Below are 22429 nucleotides of genomic sequence, written 5' to 3' on the forward strand. Positions count from 1 at the left end.
TATCCTTTTATCGGGCGATGGTACAGGTACGTTTGATTTTATTCTGGAGCTGGATGATGCCGTACAGCAGTGCTTCGGCTGTCGGCGGGCATCCTGGCACATACACGTCTACCGGGACGATGCGGTCGCAACCGCGCACCACGGAATACGAATAGTGGTAATACCCCCCGCCATTGGCACACGAGCCCATGGACAACACCCAGCGCGGCTCGGCCATCTGGTCGTAAACCTTGCGCAGGGCCGGAGCCATCTTGTTGCACAGCGTGCCTGCCACGATCATCAGGTCGGACTGGCGCGGACTGGGACGGAACACGATACCGAACCGGTCAAGGTCATAGCGCGAAGCACCAGCATGCATCATCTCCACCGCACAGCAGGCAAGACCGAACGTCATGGGCCACAGCGAGCCTGTGCGCGTCCAGTTCAGGACCTTGTCAGCAGAAGTGGTGATGAAGCCCTTTTCGAGTACGCCTTCTATTCCCATTCCAGCGCTCCTTTTTTCCACTCGTAGATAAAGCCGACCACGAGAATCGCGAGGAATACCAGCATGGCGCCAAAGCCGAACATGCCGATTTCCCGCAGCACGATGGCCCACGGGAACAGGAATGCAATTTCGAGGTCGAACAGAATGAAAAGGATGGCAACGAGATAGTAGCGGACATCGAACTTCATCCGGGCATCTTCAAATGCCTCGAAGCCGCACTCATAGGGAGAGTTTTTTTCCGGGTCTGGCCGATTGGGAGAAATCAGCTTGCCCAGCAAAATTGGAACGACACCCACCATGATGCCAATAATGACAAACATGAGGACAGGGAAATAGTTCTCCAGCATATCCCGATTTACCCCCAAAAAAAAGGGAGCATCGCTCCCTTTATTGACAACCGTTTATCCGGTTTTAATTTTTTTGGTGCCGACAGTGAGACTCGAACTCACACGACCGCAGTCACTACCCCCTCAAGATAGCGTGTCTACCAATTCCACCATGTCGGCATCAGTCAATCTTAATCAGTCCGGAATCTTGTTTCCGAAAGGATTGGAATTCTGATTTGCTAAATTGTCACCTGCATTCTGCTGAACCTTTTGAGGAACAGCCTGACCACTCATGACGCCCAGTGCATTTTCTTTCTTGGGCACACCAAACATTAGAGCCATTGCCAGACAGGTCGCAAAGAACACTGTCGAACAAACCGCAGTTGTCCGACTCAAAAAATTTGCCGAACCACTAGCGCCAAATAAGCTCCCGGAAGATCCGCTACCAAAAGCGGCCCCCATATCAGCACCTTTGCCATGCTGCATGAGCACCAACACAATCACCGCAATTGCGGAGACAATGTTAACGATCCATACTAGGGTTTTTAGAATTTCCATACTTTATCTATTTCGCTGCTGTTTCGCAAATTTTTCTAAACTGCGCCGCGTCGAGAGAAGCCCCACCAACCAGCGCACCATCAACTTGCGGCAGCGTCATAATCTCATCGACATTATCAGCCTTGACCGATCCGCCGTAGAGGACGGAGATATTACAGGACTTTCCGGAACAGTCAAAAACTTTTTCACGGATGGCATCATGCATCTCGGCAATCTGGTCGAGACCGGCCACCTGCCCCGTGCCAATCGCCCAGACAGGCTCATAAGCGATGCAGACCTGCGCACGCCCGGAAAGCACATCCCGCACCCCTTCAATTTGTGCAGCCACAAACGCCAGATGATTGCCTGCCGCGCGCTCGGACAGGCTTTCCCCGACGCACACGACCGGCAACAGACCAGCAGCGTAGACGGCGTTGACCTTCAACCGCAACGAGGCATCGCCCTCGCCAAAATACTGACGACGTTCGGAATGCCCGAGCAACACCTCCCGGCAACCGCAGTCGGCCAGCATGGCAGCAGAAACCTCACCTGTATAGGCACCATCAGCAGAAAAACGGCTGACATCCTGCGCTGCCAACCCCGTCCGGCGCCCGGACAACAGACTGGCAACCTGTCCCAGATACACCGTCGGCACACCCAGTGACACATGCCTGGCATCACATGCCGGATCAGCCAGCAACGCCGCCACCAGCTCGGCATTGCGTGCCTGCCGACCAAACATCTTCCAGTTGCCGATTACCCGTTTTGCCATTGCGTACACCACCAGCCGAATCTTGCAAAGCGCGCATTATATATGAGCACACCCGTTGAGCTGTCCAGCCGGTGCATCGTTACACGACTTGTAATAATTCTGAAAAACGACCGCTCTACCATCAGCGCCATCCCTTCACTAGGCCCCACCACGGAGCACCCTGATGAACCTGTCCGTCCGTATCGCTGCCGCAGCCACTCTCGCCGGAAGTTTCGCCGTCGCCCATGCGGCCAACATCACCGGTGCCGGCGCCACCTTTCCTTATCCGCTGTACGCCAAATGGGCCGAAGCCTACAAGGTCAAGACCGGCAACGCCATGAATTACCAGTCGATCGGTTCCGGTGGCGGCATCAAGCAGATCAAGTCGCGCACGGTGGACTTCGGAGCCTCCGACAAGCCTCTCAAGCCGGAAGAACTCCAGGAAGCCGGCCTGACCCAGTTCCCGACCGTCGTTGGCGGCGTGGTACCGGTCGTCAACATCCCCGGCATCCAGCCGGGCCAGCTCAAGCTGACCGGTCCGCTGCTGGCCGACATCTACATGGGCAAGATCACCAAATGGAACGACCCGGCCATCCGCCAGATCAATCCGGGCGTCAACCTGCCGGCCACCGGCATCTATCCGGTCCGCCGCTCTGACGGCTCAGGCACCACCTTCGTGTTCACCAACTACCTGTCCAAGGTCTCCCCGTCCTGGGCCAAGGATGTCGGAGCCGATGCCGCAGTCAACTGGCCCGGCAAGACCGTCGGCGGCAAGGGTAACGAAGGGGTCGCCAACTACGTGACCAAGCTCAAGGGCTCGATCGGCTACGTGGAATACGCCTACGCCAAGCAGAACAAGATCCCGCATGCAGCCCTGAAAAACGAGGCCGGAGTATTCGTGCAGCCGGACGAAGCCACCTTCAAGGCCGCGGCAGCCAACGCCAAGTGGAGCATCAAGAACGATTTCTATGAAATCCTGACCAACCAGCCGGGCAAGGATTCGTGGCCGATCACCAGCGCCACCTTCATCCTGATGCCGAAAAAGCCGGACAACACCGCCCAGGCGCTCGAAGCCCTCAAGTTCTTCAACTGGGCCTATACCGACGGCAGCAAGATGGCACTGGACCTCGACTACATCCCGCTGCCGGACAATGTCCAGAAGATGATCCGCGACAGCTGGAAACAAAATATTCTTGATGCCAACGGCAAATCCGTCTGGAAATAAACATAAAATCGGCAGTTTCTCCCGACCACTCGGCTCGGGGGAGATTGACACTCCGAGCCGGGGAAGTATCCTCCCCGGCTTTTTCCACTGTCAGCCAGAGTACACACTCCATGGAACTCAGCCCTCTTGAACGCCAGCTTGCCCGGCAGAAACAGCTCGACATGCTGTTCCGGATGGCGACGCGGTTCTTTGCCTTTTTCGTGCTGGCCCTGCTTCTGGGCATCCTGGGCTCGCTGGTCATCGGTGCCATGCCGTCCATCAGCAAGTTCGGTTTTGGCTTCCTGTTTACTGATGCGTGGGATCCGGTGCAGGAAAACTTCGGCGCACTGGCACCGATCTACGGCACCCTCATCACCTCCGCCATTGCCCTGCTGGTTGGCGTTCCGGTGTCATTCGGCATCGCCGTCTTCCTGACCGAACTCTGTCCGGCATGGCTGCGCCGTCCTCTGGGCATTGCCATCGAACTGCTGGCCGGCATCCCGTCGATCATCTACGGCATGTGGGGCCTGTTCGTTTTCGCACCATTTTTCTCCGAACACATCCAGCCGTGGATGATCGAGCACCTGGGCGAACTGCCAGTACTCGGCGCCCTGTTCCAGGGATTCCCGATCGGCATCGGCATTTTCACCGCCGGCCTGATCCTCGGCATCATGATCATCCCGTTCATCGCCTCGGTCATGCGTGACGTCTTTGAAGTCGTGCCGCCGATGTTCAAGGAATCGGCCTACGGCCTTGGCGCCACTACCTGGGAAGTCGTGCGCTACGTCGTCCTGCCCTATACCAAGACCGGCGTGGTCGGCGGCATCATGCTCGGACTCGGCCGCGCCCTCGGTGAAACCATGGCCGTCACCTTCGTGATCGGCAACGCCTACCAGATTTCCGCCGCCCTGTTCGAACCGGGCAACTCGATTGCCTCGGCCCTGGCCAACGAATTTGCCGAAGCCGACGGCACGCTCTACCTGTCGTCCCTGATCGAACTCGGCCTGATCCTGTTCTTCATCACCTTTGTGGTGCTCGCCTGCTCCAAGCTGCTGCTGTTGCGCCTGAAGAAAAACGAAGGCAAGCAGAGCTAAGCGAGACATTCATCATGAACAAATCCCTCTATCAGCGCCGCCGTTTCACCAATGCCTTCAACCTGACCATGTCGATGGCCACGGTGGCGTTCGGCCTGTTCTGGCTGGCCTGGATCCTCTACACCCTGCTGGCCAACGGCCTGTCGGGCATTTCTCCGGACATCTTCACCAAGATCACCCCGCCGCCAGGCAGCCAGGGCGGTCTGGCCAACGCCATCTACGGCAGCCTGCTGATGACGTTCTTCGGCACCCTGATCGGCACGCCGATCGGCATCCTGGCCGGCGTGTACCTGGCCGAGTTCGGCAACCGCGGCTGGCTGGCTCCGGCCACGCGCTTCATCAACGACATCCTGCTGTCGGCGCCGTCAATCGTGATCGGCCTGTTCATCTACGAAGTCTACGTCGTGTCGGTCGGCCACTTTTCCGGCTGGGCCGGCTCGATGGCGCTGGCCCTGATCGTGATTCCGGTGGTGGTGCGCACGACGGAAAACATGCTGCGCCTCGTGCCCAACAGCCTGCGTGAAGCCGCGGCAGCACTGGGTGCTCCGCAGTGGAAGGTGATCCTCGGTGTCACCCTGCGTGCCTCCAAGGCCGGGGTGCTGACTGGCATCCTGCTGGCCGTGGCCCGCATTTCCGGCGAAACCGCTCCGCTGCTGTTCACCGCGCTCAACAACCAGTTCTGGAATTCGGACATGAACGCGCCGATGGCCAACCTGCCGATCGTGATCTTCCAGTTCGCCATGAGCCCGTACGACGACTGGCACACGCTGGCCTGGGCCGGCTCGTTGCTGATCACCTTCAGCGTCCTTGCCCTCAACATCCTCGCCCGCGTGCTGGGCAGCAAAAACGCCCACAAATAAGCCTTACCGGATACTGCGACCATGATGACCAACGAAAACATCAAGCTCGAGGTCAAGGACCTCAACTTCTACTACGGCAATTTCCACGCCCTCAAGAGCATCAACATGCAGATCCCGACCGGCAAGGTCACCGCCTTCATCGGCCCGTCGGGATGCGGCAAATCGACACTGCTGCGGATTTTCAACCGCATGTACGAGCTGTATCCGGGCCTGCGTGCCGAAGGCGAACTGCTGCTGGACGGCAAGAACATCCTCGGCCGTGACGTGGACGTGAACCTGCTGCGCGCCAAGGTCGGCATGGTGTTCCAGAAGCCGACCCCGTTCCCGATGTCGATTTTCGACAACGTGGCCTTCGGCGTGCGCCTCTACGAAAAGCTCAGCAAGAGCGAACTGGAAGAACGGGTGGAATGGGCCCTGCGCAAGGCCGCCATCTGGGACGAGGTGAAAAACAAGCTCAACCAGTCCGGCAACTCGCTGTCCGGCGGCCAGCAACAGCGCCTGTGCATCGCCCGCGCCGTGGCCTCCAAGCCCGAGGTGCTGCTGCTGGACGAGCCGACTTCGGCACTGGACCCGATCTCGACGGCACAGATCGAGGAGCTGGTGCACGAGCTCAAGGAGAACTACACCATCGCCATCGTCACCCACAACATGCAGCAGGCTGCCCGCGTATCGGACTACACCGCCTACATGTACCTGGGCGAGCTGATCGAATTCGACCAGACCGACACCATTTTCACCACGCCGAAGCAGAAGGCGACTGAGGATTACATCACCGGCAAGTTCGGCTGACTCCTCTCCCTCAGCCCCGTGTGCTGCCCGAACGCCCGTTCCTGCCGGACGGGCGTTTTGCCGTGCGGGCATCTTGCTGCTTCTGCCGGGCCACGTTCGCCAGCAGGGTCGACAGCGTCTGCCAGACGATCAGCATCCACGGCCCCCTGCGGGCCAGCCGCCCCTGAAACCGCTGCCCCAGTGCCAGCAGCACCCACGGCAGCACTCGCCAGAAAAATGGCATGTCATTCCTTCCTTGCCGTACCGGCATCCAATTCCTGTAAGACCGGTCAGTGCCGCGCCGGGTTCCGTTCCGGCGGGGGCGCCGGCGTATCAAAATACAGGGTATAGAACAGATCCACCGCATTGTCGGTGCCGGCCCGCGCCACCACCGACCAGCGCCGGGACAGCTGGTAGGTCAGCTTAACGATCTGGCTGGCATCCTCGATCCCCTGCTCGTAACTCAGGTACAGCCGCTCTGACAGCCTCTTGCCCAGTGTCAGCACCTGCGTGGTCAGGTCACTGCTGCCCGTGCCGTCATCCAGCGCTGACGTACGGGTCGACAGGCCGATCTCGTCCAGCCCGAAGGTATTGGCAATCTGCTGCTGCAACGGCACGGCATCGGCATCCGACAGCAACACGCTGGCAGCCGTCAGCAGCAGGCCGGCATCCTCCGCACCACCGCTCAGCCCGGCCCGCCCCAGGATCAGCCACGACAGCTTTTCGTTGTCCGGCACGTTGGGGGTCGACACCAGCTTGACCTGCAGGCGGTTGACCGTTCCGCTGACCTGCACCCCGGCCTCGACCGGCAAGCCGGTCCGCACCGCGAGGATATCCAGCCCCGGATTGTCGATCGGCCCCTGGAACGTGACCACCCCATGTTCTATGGTCAGGTCCTGGCCATAGGCCCGGTAGCGGCCATCGACCACATCGACCTGCCCGGTAGCCGACAGCGGCTGCGTCGGGCTGGCCGTGATGCGCAATGCTCCTTTCAGCAGGGCATCGACGCCATGCCCCATCAGTTTCAGGTTGTCGCCCAGCCCCACGGTCACGTTCAGCCAGAAAGGCTTGGTCCGCCCTTCGCGTGCCGCCGGTCGCGGCATGCCTACCACCACCACATCGTCACTGAGCCTGGGCCGGTCGCCCTTGGGAATGTCGATCCGCCCGCGCAGCACGTCGACGCGGCCATCAACCACCACGCCCTTGGCTTCCAGCGTTGCCTGCAACTGACCGTTGACCGTCAGGTTGCGGTCCGGCCGGTTCAGTGCCTGGAAGTCACGCAGGTCCAGCGACACCAGCCCTGTCGGCTCGTCCGATTCCAGCCCCAGCCAGCCCGAGCCGCTCAGGCTGCCGCGACCGCCGGCAAAGCGCAGCGACGTCAGCAGCAGACGCTGCTTTTGCAGCTGGATGTCAAATTCCCCCTCCTTGGCCGATACGCCGAGGTCGGCATCCTGGTAGGCCAGCCCGCGCCCGCGCAGATATCCGGCAAAGCTGCGCTGGCCTGCCGATCCGCTGATGCTGACATCCATTTCCAGCCGCCCGGCCAGACTGGCCGTCGGCCCGGCATACACACTGGCCCACGCCAGGGACGGCATGTCGGCCTGCGCGCGCAGTTGTTGCCAGACAGCCTCGGCCCAGCGCCAGTCACCGCCGACCCGCGGAATGCGGCTGGTACTGCTCAGGGTGGCAGAGCCGAAAGTGGCTGACTGCAATGACAGGGTCGACAGCACCCGGTCACCTTCCAGCGATCCCTCCAGGCTCATGGCCGTCAGCTTCAGCGTTACCGGACGCGGCAGGTCACGCTGGGTAACCGACAGGTCACCGGCTTGCCGCCGGACGGCAAAGCGTCCGGCCAGCCGGTCGGTCGCCCGCACGTCCCAGTCGGCAGCCAGTTGCAGGTTGCTCTGCACCGGCAAATCGGCCTGCGGAAATTTCGCCAGCCAGTCGGCCAGCACGACATTGTCGACCTGGCCGCGACTGACCAGCGCACCCGGACGCCAGTCCAGCACCGGCACGCTGATGCGTGCAGCCAGTGCTTCCATCTGCAAACCGCGCACGCCCACTCGGCCGGCACCGGCATCCAGCTCGACCGGCGCCAGCAGGCGCACCGGCCAGCGCCCGCGGTTTTCCAGCGTGTCGATCCACCCGCGCCAGCCCCACGGCGCCTCTTGCACACCACCCTGCGCTGCCAGTTGCAGGCTGAGCACCTGCCCGGCCAGTGAGCCGTCCAGCGCCAGCTGCATCCGGTGGCGCGCACGGCTGCCATCCAGTGACAGGGTTGTCCGCTTCAGCTCCACGTCCGGCAGGCGTACACCGCTGGCATCCAGGCGGATGGCCAGTGGTGCCGTGGCCGCGGCCGGCAGCCGGGCATCCAGCTCGGCACGATCAATGCGGACGGCAAACGGCAGTGCCAGCCCGGCTGCCCGCAACCGGGCGTCCACCACGGGTGACTGCAAGGAACCGGACAGGCTGCCCTGTCCGCTGACCGTACCGGCAAAGCCACCCCCCAGGGCCGCCAGCCGCGGGGCATCCAGCACGAACGCCAGCGTCTGCCCCGGTTTTCCCCAGGCACCGCTGGCCTGCACACGGTTACCGGCCACGGCCAGCTGCACGTCCATCTTGCGGATGCCGTCAGCCGCTGCGGCAATGCGGGCATGCCCGGACAAGGGCTCTCCGGCCAGCCGGCTGGGTCCGAACTGCCAGTCGAGTGTGGCATCCAGCGGCGCCAGCTGTCCTTTGGCCTGCCAGTCGGCCTGGATGTCGGATACCGGCGCAGCCGGCAGGTAGCGCGCCAGATCCAGCCGGGCCACCTGGCCTGCAAGGGCAAAGTGCTGTTCGCCATGCAGGGCCAAATCGCCTTCTGCCGTCACGCGGGCCGCTCCGTCCACAAACCTGAGCTGCGCCAGCTGAAGCTGGCGGGCAGCCGCAGCGCCTTTCAGCGCCAGTCGTCCGGTCAGGGTACGCCCGCGATCGTCCAGCGCCAGCTCCACCACGGGCTCCGGCAGCTGTCCGCCCAGCCCGATCCTGCCGCCGATACGGGTCGGCAGCACCGGCACCAGTTGCGCCAGATCGACACCGGCCAGCGTAGCCGTCAGTCCCAGCCGCTCGCCTTGCAGTTCTCCTGCCACTCCGATCGTGCCGCCCAAGGCACGGATTTCACTGTCCGAGACCTGCCAGCGGGCACCGTCAATGTCCACGCGCACCGTAGCCTGTTCCAGCGGCAAACGGTCGTCCGGCCAGATGCCGGCCAGTGCATTGACCAGCTGCAACCGGCCGTTGCCGGCCAGCCGGCTGCCGTCGCCCTGCGTCGCCAGGTCCAGGTCCAGACGAATGTCGGTACGCGGCAGGCCGGCCCCCAGGCGGGACAGGTCCAGCCGTGCAAGCTGCAATTGCGCCTGCCGCAGGCGTCGATAGCTGACCGGCTCGAACGGCGACAGGGTAGCGACCAGGGCACCGCTGGCACCGGCAAAGGCCAGCCCGCCGCCCACGTGCAGGTCAAGCAACGAGCCGGACAGCGCCAGCCGGATTTCGGCCGGTTCGGGCCGCTCGCCCGCCAGCCGCCCCTTGGCGACCACGAGGGCAGATATTCCGAACGGACGCACACCGTCCAGCGTGGCTTCGCCCTCCAGCCCGGCCCATGGAGTGCTGGCATGGGACAGGGTCAGGTGCGTGCGCCGTCCGTCGCTGCTGACCCGCGCCTGCACGTGGCCCAAGACCGGCTCGCCCCTGGCGTCCAGCGCCAGTGATGCCAGCGAGAACTGGCGGATGTCCAGCGCCAGCGGCAGGGTCAGCGAATCCGGCGCCGTTGACGGGGCCGGATCAGGCTGGCTGACCACGCGCAGGTCGCCCAAAGCCAGCAGGTCGACCCGCACGGCGTGCTGCTGCCACAGGGCAGAGGGCTGCCAGGCCAGCTCCAGCCGTGACAGGCTGAGTTGCGTGGTCGCGGATTCGAAACGGATGTCGTGCAACTGCCAGCGGGAAAACAGGTCGCCTCCGGCGGCCGCCACGGTCAGCCGGCCGCCGCTTCCCCACTCGATCACCTGCACCAGCCGGGTCAGGCCGGCGCTGTCTCGTGCGCTGGCCAGCAGCCCGGCCACTGCGCCCAGGGCCAGCAGCAATGCCAGCGTCACGCCCAGCAGCGTGCGCCACAGCCAGCGGAGCCGGGCTTTGGGAGCTGGCGATGTTTCTTCAGAGTCAGACAGGGAAACCGGCGGTTCGTCGTGCATCAGAAACTCACATCCAGCGTGAAATGCAGCCGTGCCTGCCGGGCATCCACGCCATAAGCGAGGTCAAGCCCCAGCGGACCGACCGGGCTGGCCCAGCGGGCACCAACACCGTAGCCCACGGCAAAGCGGAAATCCTGCCAGCGGCGGGCAGCGTTGCCGGCGTCGACAAATACCGCGGCAGCCCACTTGGGCGTGACCGGGTACAGGTATTCGGCGCTGGCTACGCCCAGCACGCGGCCACCGAGCACGGCTCCGCCCTCTTCGACCCCGAGGCTCTGATAGGCATAACCGCGCACGCTGCCGGCACCCCCGGTCCGGAACAGGACATCGTTGGGCACCTGGTCGCCATCGCTGGCAAACACTTCGCCCACTTCACCGCGCAGGATGCTCCAGCCCCAGCGTGGGCTGAACGGTATGTAGAGCACCCCCTTGGCGTAGCCGCGCACGAAACTGGTATCCGACAGCACGCCTTTGGCTGCACCGGACAGCTCGCTGCGCCAGGTGTAGCCACGACGCGGATTCAGCGGATTGTCGACGGCACGCTGGCTCCACGACCAGCCCAGCATCAGCGCCTGTGTATTGCTGTCCGGCTGGCCGCTGATGCGGGCACGTTCGCCGATATAAGTCAGGCCAGTGGACATCTCGATGTTGTTGCGGTTACGGCTGCGGCTGACGGCATAACGGTACAGCGACGTGTCCAGTCCCTGGATGTCGCTGCGCTCGTAGCGCGCGACGCCGTTCCAGACGTAGCCCTTGCTGTCCAGCGGCAGCGTCAGCTCGGCTCCGGCCCGCTGCTCCTTGCTCTCGAGCCGGACACCAGCATCAAGGATCCAGCCGCGCTGGAACAGGTTGACATTCCGCCATGACACTTCGCCGCGTTCACCGGTATTGGTGCTGTAACCCAGGCCGAAACTGACTTTCTGTTGCGGTCCTTCCGTCAGGTCGACTTCGACCGGAGCTGCGGCGGCAGTGTCCGGGTCGGAATCAAGCCGGACGAACACACTGGAAAAATACGGCGTGTTTTGCAGGGCTGACTGGAAATCCAGCAAGGCCCGCTGGCTGTATACGTCTCCTTCGTGGAACCCGGCCAGCCGCTCGACGATGGCGGACGGATAGTTGTAAAGCCCCTTCACCTTGAGCGGGCCGAAGAAATATGCCGGTCCGCTGTCCCAGCGGGCACTGAGCCGGGCATTGCCGGAGGCCGGGTCGATCAGGGCTTCGCTGGAAACCAGCCTCGCAGTCGGATAGCGGCGGGCCAGCAGGGTCAGCAAGGCCGCTTTTTTGGAGTCGTCCCAGCCGGACTGGGTAAAGCGGTCACCGTCGTTCAGCGACCACACCCGGTAGAGGCGCTGCCGGCGCCGCTCGAGATTGGGGTCGTCCTCGATCGCACCGGCAAGCGTCAGGTCGACGCTGCCGACCAATACCGGCGGGCCGTCCGACACGGTAATGCTGATGACGTCCTCACCACCGGATTCGCCGTGTTGCCAGTGCGTCAGCACTTCGGGGCGGAAATATCCCTGGGTGGCCGTCAGGCTTTGCACGTCTGCCGGGATACCCTGGTACAGCCGCTCAAGCTGCTCGGTCGTCATCTCCGGGTAGTCGCGCCATTTCATGATTTCCAGATAGCTGGCCAACAGCGGCTCAAGGCTGCCGGGCGCGTCGATCTCTACCCGGTAGCCTGCATGGACAGCAGCCGGAAGCATCAGGAACAGACCGCAGGTGACAGAAAGCAGACGGCGCATGCTGGCGTCAGGAAATCGCAGAAAAGGCATGGTTTTACGTTACCTCGTGAAACCCGCCCGGTCAAAAGCCATTGGGATAAGCCGGTACGTTTCCGCCGGCAGACACGCTTGACAAGCCGGACGGCCCGTACCAGACTGCACGGCATGAATACGCAATCCTTCCTCGCCTGCTCTTATTATTGGTACCGCACCTCCACGGGCGGCGCCAGGCTTGAGTGACGAGCAAGGAAACCCAGCTACAGAGTGCCGCCGCAATTCCGGCGGCATTCTTGTTTCAGGCAGTACGAGCGGCAAGCCCCGGAAAACGCAGCCAGACCCGACCGGAGCCCGCATCATGACTGACCCCATACTGACCCGCCTGCTGTCTTCCCTGTCTTCGACGCTCGGCGAGCGCCTGCATGTCCTGCCGCATGCTGCCATCACCGTACTGATTGACGACGTGGCCTTCATCGATGCCATGCCCGCCCGCATGGCCGAAACCCGCAGCCGCGTACTGACCCTGCTTACCCAGTTGCTGGTGCAGCAACCTGCTGCCGCACAGCTCACTCCGGTACTCGCCAGCCAGTTGCCCCTGCTGCACGCTGCCACCCATCTGCTGCGAAGCCGCCAGCCACAACTCCAGCCGGCCGAAGCGCGCCTGACAGCCGCTGCCCTGCTGCTGGATGCCGAAGCGCCCGAAGGCACGTCTCCGGTACGGCAACTGGCCCGGACGGGCAGGACTGCGACGCCGGACCATCATGCACTGGTGCATGTTTCGCTTGAGGACATCGAACCGGCAGCCCTGACGCTGGATGCCGGCAGCCTCTGGTCCCTGCTCTGCCCGGCCACCCTGAGCTGTCGTTCCCTGGCCGACATCGGCCTGACTGCCGCCTGAATACCGTGCGCCCTGCACATCCCGGTCAGTTGAAGGGATGTCATTGCAGCCGGCCCTGCGCCGGGCGTGTTTGTCCGTTTTTCCATACCAGAATTGAAAACGGGCCGCATGCTGCGACCCGTCACATGAGCGGCCGGACGGCCGCTGGCTCAGACCGTAAAGCGCGACACCGATTCGCGCAGGCTGTGGGTCAGCTTGTGCAGCTCGACCGTTGCCGCAGCCGTTTCATGCGCCACGCCAGCGTTGGCCGCCGCGCCCTGGGCGATCCGCTCGACGTGCTGGGCAATGTCGTTGCTGGCCAGGCTCTGCTCGCTCAGCGAGTGCGAAATGTCGTTGACGACGCTGACTACCTCACCGGCACTGTCCTGAATGCGGGTAATGGCAGCTCCGCCTTCTGCGGCCAGAGCCACACCGCTTTTCGCCCGGCCGACCGCATCGGCAATGGTATTGCGCGAAACATCCGAAGTTGTCTGGATGGCCCCGATCATCGCTGCGATTTCCTGGGTCGCACTGGTGGTCCGCTCTGCCAGCTTGCGCACCTCGTCGGCCACCACGGCAAAGCCGCGCCCCATTTCTCCGGCCCGGGCCGCCTCGATGGCCGCATTCAGTGCCAGCAGGTTGGTCTGCTCGGCCACGTCGCGGATCACGGTCATGATGGTCTTGATCGACTCGGTCTTGTCGGCCAGCTCGCGGATCGACTCGCTGGCCACGCCCACTTCACTGCTGATCTGCTCGATTTCGTTGACCGTGCGATGGATCACGTCGGCACTCTGGCGGGAAATTTCTCCCGAAGCCTGCGACTGGTCCCGCGCCACATTGGCGTGGTCGGCAATGTGCTGGATGCTGGTGGTCAGCTGTTCGATGGCAGCGGCCATGGCGGCGGCAGCCTGGCTTTGCTGCTCGGAATGGCTGGCGTTGACCTCGGCATGCTCTTCAATCCGGCCGGCCATCTGCCCCAGCTCGTTGGCGCTGCGGATAATCCCGGCAATCAGCTCACGCAGGTTGCCCTGCATGTCGGCAATGGCCGCCAGCAGGCTGCTGTTGTCCCCCGGCGCCAGCCGGACCTGCGTACCCAGCTGCCCGGAGGCGATCTGGCGCACGATCTGCACGGCGTAGGCCGGCTCGCCACCCAGTCCTTTCAGAAGCCCGCGCACGATCATCAGGCTTGAGACGATCAGCACCACCACCAAGATGGCGATCAGGGCCAGCTGCACATAGGCAGCCTGCCAGAAGGCCCCTTCGATATCGTCAACATAGGCACCGGTCAGCACCACCCATTTCCAGTCACCCGACTGCTTCGCATAGGAAATCTTGTCGACCGGTTCGCTGGCTCCCGGCTTGTCCCAGCGGTAGTACAGCTCGCCGTTGCCCTGCATGGCCGAACGGATCAGGTCACCGAACAGGTGGCCGTCAGGTGTCTTGACGGTATTGGCACTCTGGCCCACCAGCCTGGCATTGGCGCCGTGCGCCACGAATTTCATGTCCTGATCGACGATGAAGAAATAATCCTTGCCGTCATACCGCATCTTGGACACCACCTGGCGCGCCAGGTGCTCGGCGTCCTCGCGCTCCAGCCGGCCGGCAGCCGCTTCGCCTTCGTAGTACGTCACCGTTGTCAGCGCGGTTTCCACCAGACTGCGCATTTTCTGCATCCGGTCGTCCAGCATGCTGATCCGCAGGCTGTGCAATCCCAGTACGCTGAGCAGCAGCAGTCCGGACAGCGCCAGCCCCACCAGAAGGAGAAGTTTGCTGCGCATCGTCATGATCAGGTCTCCTGACTTCCCCGTACCGGGCAAGTGATGGTTTATTCAATTGACCCGTAATTCTACCGATTTTTAACCCATGAGAATTGCGCGAATGTAAAACACATATCCATGTTGACGAGCGGGGCATCCGGAAAACAGACTGCCGCCCAAAAGGGCGGCAGTTGCCGGTCCGGAAAAACGAACAAAAACAGTATCAAGCCGTACCGGCCTCGATATCCCGATGCTCCAGCGGGCAGACCAGCGGCATGAATTGCCGGGTGTGCAAATTGCACCCGTGCAGGGCACCGTCACGAATGTCGAAGTACCAGCCATGCAGTTCCAGCGAACCGGCAGCAAAACGCTGCTGGATCCACGGATAGGTCAGCAGGTTGTCCAGCGAGATCAGGATCGACTGCCGCTCGGCAATTGCACGCTGGGTGGCGTCATCGCACACGGCGTAGTGCTGGTGGACATGATCGCAGACCGGCTCGGCGATCGACAGCCACTTGGCCAGATAGCCTCCTTCCGGTTGACGGGTGATGCCGTCCATCAAGGCGCGTATGCCGCCACAGCAGCCGTGCCCCAGCACGATGATGCGTTCGACCTCCAGTGAGGTCACGGCATATTCCAGTGCCGCCGACACGCTGTGATGGGTTTCGTGGGCATGGTCTTCGCACGGCGGAACCAGGTTGGCGATGTTGCGCACCACAAACAGTTCGCCAGGCTCGCAGCCCATCAGCATGGCCGGATCAACCCGGCTGTCGGCACAACCGATCACCATCGTGGACGGTTGCTGGCCGTGCTGCAAATCCTCGAAGCGGAAATTCTCGGGATGATAGTAGTTGGTCTGGAAACGACGGAAACCGTCCAGAAACCGTTTGATGGCCGCAGAAATCTGATGGGGCATGCAATTTTCTCCTCAACCGCCGGTCATCGACATGAAGCGCATGATCTTGCGGGATTGTTCGCGGAACTCGTGGCGTTCCGGCTTGAGTTCAATGGCAGAGCGGATGGCCGCCGCCAGCTCGGCATCGCTGGCGCCACCGCGCAGCAGCGGCCGCAATTCCAGTTTTTCGTCCTGGCCAAGACACAGGTAGAGCGTTCCGTCCACCGACAGGCGCACGCGGTTGCAGGTGGCGCAGAAATGCTGGGAAATCGGCGTGATCAGGCCCAGGGTAAAGCACCCGTCGGCCGTTGCCCAGTAGCGGGCCGGCCCGCCGCCCAGTTCCACCGCCTGCGGTTGCAGGCCGAAGCGTCCGGTCAGGCGCGCCAGCACCGGCTGCAAGTCGAGGTAGCTGGCTTCGCGTCCGGTATCTCCGACCGGCATGGCCTCGATCAGCCGCAGGATGAAGCCGTGCTGCATGGCAAAAGCAACCATGTCCTCGATCTCGGCCTCGTTGACACCTGCCAGAGCCACCATGTTGAGCTTGATCGGCGCCAGGCCGGCAGCCTTGGCGGCCATCAGGCCCTCCAGGATGGCCGGCAGGCTGTCACGGCCGGTGAGTTCGGTCACGCAGTCGCGCCGCAGCGAATCCAGGCTGACATTGATGCGGTCTACCCCGGCAGCTTTCAGCGCTACGGCATGCCGGGCCAGTTGCGTGGCATTGGTCGACAGCGACAGGTCGGCAAGACCGTCAATGCGTTTCAGCCGCGAGGCCAGCTCAGCCACACCGCGGCGCAGCAACGGCTCGCCCCCGGTCAGGCGTACCCGGCGCGTACCCAGCGCCACGAATACCCGCATGAGCCGTTCGGTTTCATCAAAGGTCAGCCAGTGCGCCGGCTCTTCAAAACCCTTGAAGCCCTTGGGCAGGCAATAGCTGCAACGCAGGTCGCAGCGGTCGGTCACCGACAGCCGGACATACTCGATGGTGCGACCGAAGCGGTCTTGCAGCATGGCCTCTCTCCGAATGAAACAGCGCGAACATTTTGCGCTCGGAAACGAAAAAACTGCCGCGAGTATAACGGCAAGCCCTTTCGTTGTTGCAAATGTCGTGGAAGGCTTCTTTGCCTATCCGCTCCGGGCGGAAAATACAGGAATGCCAGTTACCGGTTTAACACCAGAACCAGCAAGCCGGCCACCAGAATCGCCAGCACCGACAGCAGTGCATTCTGGCGTTTCTGCTCGCGCATCAGCGCCATGTAGCCTTCGGTCAGCAGCTTGTCCGACGAGCCCGACAGCGCAGCATCCAGCTTGCGCGGCAGCTGCGGCAGCAGGGTGCCCCACTGTGGCACCTCGTTTTTCAGCTGGCGCAGCAGGCCGCGCCAGCCCATCTGTTCGTTCATCCAGCGGGTCAGGAACGGCTTGGCGGTGTCCCACAGGTTCAGGTCCGGGTCCAGCTGCCGCCCCAGCCCCTCGATATTGAGCAGGGTCTTTTGCAACAGCACCAGCTGCGGCTGGATTTCCACATGAAAACGCCGGCTGGCTTCAAAGAGGCGCATCAGCACCAGCCCGAACGAAATCTCCGACAGCGGCCGGCCAAAGAACGGCTCGCACACCGCCCGCACGGCGGCCGCTAGCTGCTCGGGCCGCGTATCGGCCGGCACCCAGCCGGACTCGATGTGCGCCGTGGCCACCCGGTAATAGTCGCGGTTGAAGAAAGCCAGGAAATTGACCGCCAGATAGTGCTTGTCGGTTTCGGTCAGCGTGCCGACGATACCGAAATCCAGGGCAATGTAACGCCCGTCCGGCGCCACGAGGATATTGCCCGGATGCATGTCGGCATGGAAAAACCCGTCACGGAACACCTGGGTAAAGAAAATCTCCACCCCGAAGCGGGACAGCTGTTTGAGGTCGATGCCGGCCGCCACCAGCCGGTCGATCTGGCCGACCGGAATGCCGTCCATCCACTCCAGCACCATCACGTTGCGGCAGGTGTAATCCCAGTACACCTGCGGCACCACCAGCATGTCGGACTGCTCGAAATTGCGTCGCAGCTCGCTGGCGTTGGCAGCCTCGCGGGTCAGGTCCAGTTCGTCGTGCAGGTTGACGTCGAATTCGTCCACCACCTCGCGCGGCCGCAGGCGGCGACCGTCGCTCGACAGCCGCTCGACCCAGCCCGCCAGCGCATACATCAGCGCCAGATCGGCCTCGATCACCGGCCGGATGTCCGGACGCAGCACCTTTACCGCCACCACCGTTCCGTCGAACAGGCGCGCCTTGTGCACCTGCGCGACCGAGGCACTGGCCACCGGCACCGGGTCGAATTCGGCAAACAGCTCGGCCACCGGTCGCCCCAGGCTCCGTTCGACCTCGCGCTGAGCCAGTGCACCGTCAAACGGCGGCACCCGGTCCTGCAGGCGGGCAAACTCGTCGGCGTAATCCGGCGGCAACAGGTCACGCCGGGTGGACAACAACTGGCCGAACTTGACGAATACCGGTCCCAGGCTTTCCAGCGCCAGCCGCGCCCGCACCGGCAAGGGCAGCGACAGGTCACGCGGCAGCGGCAGCAGGCGGCACAGCGAATGCAGCAGCCGCAGACGCGGCACGGCGGCAAAAAACTCGTCCAGCCCGTACCGGTAAAAGGTCAGGGCAATCCGGAAAAAACGGGTGAGAGACATACGGCACACCAGCCTGCCGGTCATGCCGGCCGGCAAAAGGGTTTACGACAGGCGTTCCAGCCGCTTTTGCAGGCGGGCAGAAGCGTCGCGCAGCTCGTCCACCTCGTGGCAGAAACGCTCGACATCCGCACGGCGCGCCAGCAAGGGTGCTTCTTCACGCCAGTGTTCGATCAGGCTCATGCCCAGTCGGGCAGCGATCTCGCCCTTGAGCCCCAGCGCCAGCCGCGCACTGCGTGCCAGCCGCTCGGCGGCCATGTCGCCCACCAGCCGCGACAGGTCTTCCGCACCGTCCCAGCGCAGCTTGCCCGCCAGCCGGGCCAGCTCGCCCGCCAGCTCGGCGTCGCCGCTGACGCTGACATCGGCACTGGATACCTCGCGCCCGGTCACGCGGCTGATCAGCACGCCGGCGCCGATGCGCACGACGGCTTCCGGTTCACCGGCACAGCGTGCCCACAGGCCTTGACCGTCAATCACGCCGGTCACGGCCAGCGGGCCGCCTTCCAGCCGCACGCGCCGGCCGGCCAGCCGGGAAAATTCGGCCGCCAACTCCGGCTGCTGGGCAATCAGGTGGTTGATCAGGGCAAGTTGCGGACGCTGCATGGTCAGGCCTCGGGCAGGAACACCATCAATCGTGCAGGAACATCACCGGCCAGCCATGCGCTTCGGCATGCGCGCGCAACAGCTCGTCCGGGTTGACCGCCACCGGATGCGTCACGACGCTCATCAGCGGAATGTCGTTGCGCGAGTCGCTGTAGAACCAGCTCCGGTCAAAATCTTCCAGTCGCTGGCCCCGGCTGGCGAGCCAGTCGTGCAGGCGGTGGATCTTACCGTCCTGGAATGACGGCAGGCCGCTGGGGCGGCCGGTAAAGCGGCCGTCCGGGCCTTCTTCCAGTTCGGTGGCGATCAGGTGTTCCACGCCCAGTTCGGTCGCAATGGGGCCGGTGACGAAACGGTTGGTGGCCGTCACGATCACCACCAGATCGCCCGCATCCTGGTGGGCCGCCACTTGCGCCCGTGCCTTGTCGGTGATCAGCGGCCGGATGTGGTCTTCGAGGAATTCGGCATGCCAGGCGTCCAGCTCGGCGCGGTCGCGGCCGGCAAGCGGCGAGAGCTGGAAGTCCAGAAAGGCGTAAATGTCGAGCGTGCCGTCCTTGTACTGCTCGTAGAAGCGGTCGCTTTCGCGCGAGTAGTATGCGGCATCCACGATGCCCTTCTTGATCAGGAAGCCGGGCCACTCCACGTCGGAATCGCCGGACAGCAGGGTATGGTCGAGGTCGAACAGGGCAAGGTTCATGGATGTTGTCTGGAGGTTTGCAGGATGTGTTTGACCAGCGGCACGGTAATCGGCTTTTGCAGCGCCAGCGAATAGTGGTCGAGCGCGTCGACCATGCTGACCAGCGAAGCCATGTCGCGCCGCCAGTGGGTAATCAGCCAGCGCAGCACATCCTCGGGCACGTTCACGAGGCGCATCTGCGCATGGCGGCGCAGGGCGGCGAGCTTGTCGGCATCGCTCATGGCCTGCACCTGGAACACCAGCCCCCAGCCCAGCCGCGTGCGCAGGTCGTCACGCAGCTTCAGGCGCTGAGGCGGCTCGCGTCCGGCGGTCAGCAACTGGCCGTCGCTGTCCCGCAGGGAGTTGAAGATGGAAAACAGCGTGATCTGGTCGTCCGGCTCCAGTTCGTCGACATGGTCGACCGCCACGCAGCGCGCCTCGCGCGCAAAGTCCGGCAGTTTTTCCGCCCGCGCATCCAGATAGATGGCAGCCCGCCCCACGGCATTGGCATGCTCGACCCACTGTTGCAGCAGATGGGTCTTGCCGACGCCGGCGGCCCCCCACAGATAGATGAAGCGCTCGCCCTGCGCATCGGTCAGGGCGGCAATGATCTGGCGGTTGTGCTCGGCGATGAAATGGTCAAATGCCGGGGCCGGAGGCGGGGTGAGGTCGAGAACGAGTTGGTCCAAGGGGCAACAGGGTCAGGATGGACGGGATGACCGGGCGATTCTACGCCGATACCAGCGCGAGGCGTAGTAGCGCGCCAGCGCCTCGCGCCACAGCACGATCAGCACCGCCGATGCCGGCAGGGCCAGCAGCACGCCGACAAAGCCGAACAGGCTGCCCGCAGCCATCAGGGCAAAGATCACCAGCGCCGGGTGCAGGCCGATGCGGTCGCCCACCAGCCGCGGTGTGATGACGAAGCCTTCCAGCGTCTGGCCCACGGCGTAGACGCTCCACACCATCAGCATTTCCGGCAGCGTACCGTATTGCAGGATGGCCGCCATCGTGGCGAGCAGCACGCCGATGAAGGCGCCCACGTACGGAATCGCCACCAGCAAGCCGGCCACCACCCCGATGGCAAATCCCGAATCCAGCCCGACAGCCAGCCAGCCGCCACCATAAAACGCCGCCATGATCAGCATCACCGCCAGCTGGCCGCGCAGGTATTCGCCGACCATGTGGTCGATCTGGCCGCACAGCGAAGTCACACCGGCACGCCAGCGCGGCGGCAGCAGGCGCTCCACCGATGCCAGCAGGGTGTGCCAGTCGCGCAGCAGGTAAAACGCCAGCAGCGGCGTCAGCAGTACATTGGTCAGGAAAGTCAGTAGCGCAATGCCCTGGCTGGTCAGCGCTGGCAACAGGTTGGCCAGCGCCGAGCGCACCGATCCCAGATGAGCGGCCAGTCCGGTCTTGATCGAATTGACGTCGAAATGCACGGTAATGCCGAAAAACTCGTGGATGCGCGGCGAAACGGTGCGCTCCAGCCAGTCGACCAGCCCCGGCAGCCGGTCCACCAGCCCTTGGATCTGGCTGACGAACATCGGGATGACCAGCAGCATGACCAGCACCACCAGCGCAATGGCCAGCAGCAGCATGAGATTGGTGGCCAGCGTGCGGTTGACCCCCATCCGGCCCAGCCGGTCGACCACCGGCACGGCCATGTAGGCCAGGGCAAAAGCGGCGGCAAACGGCATCAGCACATCGGCCAGATGCCAGACCAGCCACAGGCAAAAGACCACGGCCAGCGCAAGCAGCAGGCGGCTCCAGAGGAAAACGGCAGGACGGCGGCGGTAGCGAGGCATATTTCGGGTAAAATGCGGCGACTGTAGCAGGTTTTCCCGGCACGCGACGTGCGCCGGCGTGAACGTATACCAAATTCAGGATTTCCCGGCATCCCCAAGGCATGCCGGATGCGCTTCCCCCATTTGAGCAAGAAAGCGAGCCCTCCGTGACGCAATCCCTGAGCTACCGTGATGCGGGTGTCGACATCGACGCCGGCGATCAGCTCGTCGAGAACATCAAACCGTTTGCCAAGCGCACCATGCGCCCGGAAGTGCTGGGCGGCCTGGGTGGTTTCGGCGCACTGGTCGAGATCAGCAAGAAGTACCGCGAGCCGGTGCTGGTATCCGGCACCGACGGCGTCGGCACCAAGCTCAAGCTGGCCTTCGACTGGAACCGCCACGACACCGTCGGTATCGACCTCGTGGCCATGAGTGTCAACGACATTCTGGTGCAAGGCGCCGAGCCGCTGTTCTTCCTCGACTACTTTGCCTGCGGCAAACTCGACGTGGCACAGGCCACTGACGTGATCAAGGGTATTGCCGAAGGCTGCGAACAGGCCGGTTGCGCCCTGATCGGCGGCGAAACCGCCGAAATGCCCGGCATGTATCCGGTGGGAGAATACGACCTCGCCGGCTTTGCCGTCGGCGTGGTCGAAAAGAGCCAGGTCATCACCGGCCGCGACATCCGGCCGGGTGACGTGGTGCTGGGACTGGGCTCCAACGGCGTGCACTCCAACGGTTTCAGCCTCGTGCGCAAGATCATCGAGCGCGCCGGCCCGGACCTCGACGCCCCGTTCGACGGCGACCGGACCCTGCGTGACGCCATCATCGCCCCGACCCGCATCTACGTGAAACCGCTGCTCAAGCTGATGGCCGGCGTACTGGTCAAGGGCATGGCGCACATCACCGGCGGCGGCATCACCGAAAACACTCCGCGCGTGCTGCCGGACAACTGCGTGGCGCAGATCGATGCCGCCAGCTGGACGCTGCCCAAGCTGTTCCAGTGGCTGCAACAAGAGGGCAACGTCGACGCCCAGGAAATGTACCGCACCTTCAACTGCGGCATCGGCATGGTCGTCATCGTCGCGCCGGAGCAGGCCGACGCAGCCACTGCCCTGCTGACGGCAGAGGGCGAAACCGTCCATCGCCTCGGCCTGGTGCGTGCCCGCCAGGGTGACGAACACCAGACGCAGATCGCCTGAT

21 protein-coding genes and 1 tRNA gene are annotated in these 22429 nt (G+C 63.5%); 6 read left to right on the forward strand and 16 right to left on the reverse strand.

The genetic code is table 11. The features are described from left to right. Nucleotides 1-7: 7 nt before the first annotated feature. From G542_RS0107135 to tpiA, 5 genes are all read right to left on the reverse strand, one after another. Complete coding sequence (locus tag G542_RS0107135; RefSeq protein WP_012696013.1) at nt 8-484, reverse strand: NuoB/complex I 20 kDa subunit family protein; 477 nt, start codon at nt 482-484, stop codon at nt 8-10. Further along, nucleotides 475-831, reverse strand: coding sequence for an NADH-quinone oxidoreductase subunit A (locus G542_RS0107140; protein ID WP_012696012.1), 357 nt, complete (start codon nt 829-831; stop codon nt 475-477). Before G542_RS0107140 ends, G542_RS0107135 begins: the two co-directional genes overlap by 10 nt. Before the next feature lie 74 nt (nt 832-905). Further along, a tRNA-Leu gene (locus G542_RS0107145) sits at nt 906-990 on the reverse strand. Between the two features lie 15 nt (nt 991-1005). After that, nucleotides 1006-1368, reverse strand: coding sequence for a preprotein translocase subunit SecG (secG, locus tag G542_RS0107150; RefSeq protein WP_027823762.1), 363 nt, complete (start codon nt 1366-1368; stop codon nt 1006-1008). Between the two features lie 7 nt (nt 1369-1375). Continuing rightward, a complete protein-coding gene (gene tpiA / locus G542_RS0107155; protein ID WP_027823763.1) occupies nt 1376-2119 on the reverse strand; it encodes a triose-phosphate isomerase in 744 nt (247 codons plus the stop codon). Between the two features lie 163 nt (nt 2120-2282). Here tpiA and pstS point away from each other — a divergent pair, with 163 nt between their 5' ends. The 4 genes from pstS to pstB all read left to right on the forward strand — a co-directional run bounded on the left by pstS (nt 2283) and on the right by pstB (nt 6045). Next, on the forward strand, nt 2283-3323 hold the full coding sequence (gene pstS / locus G542_RS0107160) for a phosphate ABC transporter substrate-binding protein PstS (protein WP_012696009.1): 1041 nt from the start codon (nt 2283-2285) through the stop codon (nt 3321-3323). Nucleotides 3324-3433: 110 nt separating this feature from the next. Next, nucleotides 3434-4396 carry a phosphate ABC transporter permease subunit PstC gene (gene pstC / locus G542_RS0107165; protein WP_012696008.1) on the forward strand — a complete coding sequence of 321 codons (963 nt, stop codon included), beginning with the start codon at nt 3434-3436 and terminating at the stop codon, nt 4394-4396. A gap of 14 nt (nt 4397-4410) precedes the next feature. Beyond that, on the forward strand, nt 4411-5256 hold the full coding sequence (gene pstA, locus G542_RS16250) for a phosphate ABC transporter permease PstA (RefSeq protein WP_012696007.1): 846 nt from the start codon (nt 4411-4413) through the stop codon (nt 5254-5256). A gap of 24 nt (nt 5257-5280) precedes the next feature. Then, nucleotides 5281-6045: a phosphate ABC transporter ATP-binding protein PstB gene (gene pstB, locus G542_RS0107175; RefSeq protein WP_027823764.1), complete on the forward strand. Its 765-nt coding sequence runs from the start codon at nt 5281-5283 to the stop codon at nt 6043-6045. A gap of 10 nt (nt 6046-6055) precedes the next feature. Here pstB and G542_RS0107180 read toward each other — a convergent pair whose 3' ends face one another. From G542_RS0107180 to G542_RS0107190, 3 genes are read right to left on the reverse strand one after another with little or no spacing between them, the layout of a single operon-like run. After that, a complete protein-coding gene (locus G542_RS0107180; RefSeq protein WP_012696005.1) occupies nt 6056-6268 on the reverse strand; it encodes a hypothetical protein in 213 nt (70 codons plus the stop codon). Between the two features lie 46 nt (nt 6269-6314). Further along, a complete protein-coding gene (locus tag G542_RS0107185) occupies nt 6315-10250 on the reverse strand; it encodes a translocation/assembly module TamB domain-containing protein (RefSeq protein ID WP_027823766.1) in 3936 nt (1311 codons plus the stop codon). Then, the gene (locus G542_RS0107190; protein ID WP_034985270.1) at nt 10250-11992 is read right to left on the reverse strand and encodes an autotransporter assembly complex protein TamA; all 1743 of its coding nucleotides are present in this window, start codon (nt 11990-11992) and stop codon (nt 10250-10252) included. Before G542_RS0107190 ends, G542_RS0107185 begins: the two co-directional genes overlap by 1 nt. 334 nt (nt 11993-12326) lie before the next feature. Between G542_RS0107190 and G542_RS0107195 the strand changes: the two genes are divergently transcribed. Continuing rightward, on the forward strand, nt 12327-12866 hold the full coding sequence (locus G542_RS0107195) for a hypothetical protein (RefSeq protein WP_027823768.1): 540 nt from the start codon (nt 12327-12329) through the stop codon (nt 12864-12866). Nucleotides 12867-13015: 149 nt separating this feature from the next. On the opposite strand, the gene G542_RS0107200 is transcribed toward G542_RS0107195, so the two are convergent. From G542_RS0107200 to G542_RS0107235, 8 genes are all read right to left on the reverse strand, one after another. After that, nucleotides 13016-14629, reverse strand: coding sequence for a methyl-accepting chemotaxis protein (locus G542_RS0107200; protein WP_027823769.1), 1614 nt, complete (start codon nt 14627-14629; stop codon nt 13016-13018). A 196-nt stretch (nt 14630-14825) separates the two neighbouring features. Then, on the reverse strand, nt 14826-15518 hold the full coding sequence (locus tag G542_RS0107205) for a carbonic anhydrase (protein WP_012696000.1): 693 nt from the start codon (nt 15516-15518) through the stop codon (nt 14826-14828). A gap of 12 nt (nt 15519-15530) precedes the next feature. Further along, nucleotides 15531-16505: a GTP 3',8-cyclase MoaA gene (gene moaA, locus G542_RS0107210; RefSeq protein WP_027823770.1), complete on the reverse strand. Its 975-nt coding sequence runs from the start codon at nt 16503-16505 to the stop codon at nt 15531-15533. Between the two features lie 149 nt (nt 16506-16654). Then, the gene (gene ubiB, locus G542_RS0107215; RefSeq protein WP_027823771.1) at nt 16655-18169 is read right to left on the reverse strand and encodes a ubiquinone biosynthesis regulatory protein kinase UbiB; all 1515 of its coding nucleotides are present in this window, start codon (nt 18167-18169) and stop codon (nt 16655-16657) included. A 42-nt stretch (nt 18170-18211) separates the two neighbouring features. Then, nucleotides 18212-18769 carry a ubiquinone biosynthesis accessory factor UbiJ gene (locus G542_RS0107220; RefSeq protein ID WP_027823772.1) on the reverse strand — a complete coding sequence of 186 codons (558 nt, stop codon included), beginning with the start codon at nt 18767-18769 and terminating at the stop codon, nt 18212-18214. A gap of 25 nt (nt 18770-18794) precedes the next feature. Next, nucleotides 18795-19463, reverse strand: coding sequence for a histidinol-phosphatase (locus tag G542_RS0107225; RefSeq protein WP_027823773.1), 669 nt, complete (start codon nt 19461-19463; stop codon nt 18795-18797). Then, complete coding sequence (hda, locus tag G542_RS0107230; RefSeq protein WP_012695995.1) at nt 19460-20131, reverse strand: DnaA regulatory inactivator Hda; 672 nt, start codon at nt 20129-20131, stop codon at nt 19460-19462. Before hda ends, G542_RS0107225 begins: the two co-directional genes overlap by 4 nt. Nucleotides 20132-20143: 12 nt before the next feature. After that, nucleotides 20144-21247, reverse strand: coding sequence for an AI-2E family transporter (locus G542_RS0107235; RefSeq protein ID WP_012695994.1), 1104 nt, complete (start codon nt 21245-21247; stop codon nt 20144-20146). Nucleotides 21248-21393: 146 nt separating this feature from the next. On the opposite strand from G542_RS0107235, the gene purM reads away from it, so the two are divergent. Then, nucleotides 21394-22428 carry a phosphoribosylformylglycinamidine cyclo-ligase gene (gene purM, locus G542_RS0107240; protein ID WP_027823774.1) on the forward strand — a complete coding sequence of 345 codons (1035 nt, stop codon included), beginning with the start codon at nt 21394-21396 and terminating at the stop codon, nt 22426-22428. Nucleotide 22429 lies beyond the last annotated feature (1 nt).

Source organism: Laribacter hongkongensis DSM 14985, assembly GCF_000423285.1.
Taxonomy (GTDB): domain Bacteria; phylum Pseudomonadota; class Gammaproteobacteria; order Burkholderiales; family Aquaspirillaceae; genus Laribacter; species Laribacter hongkongensis.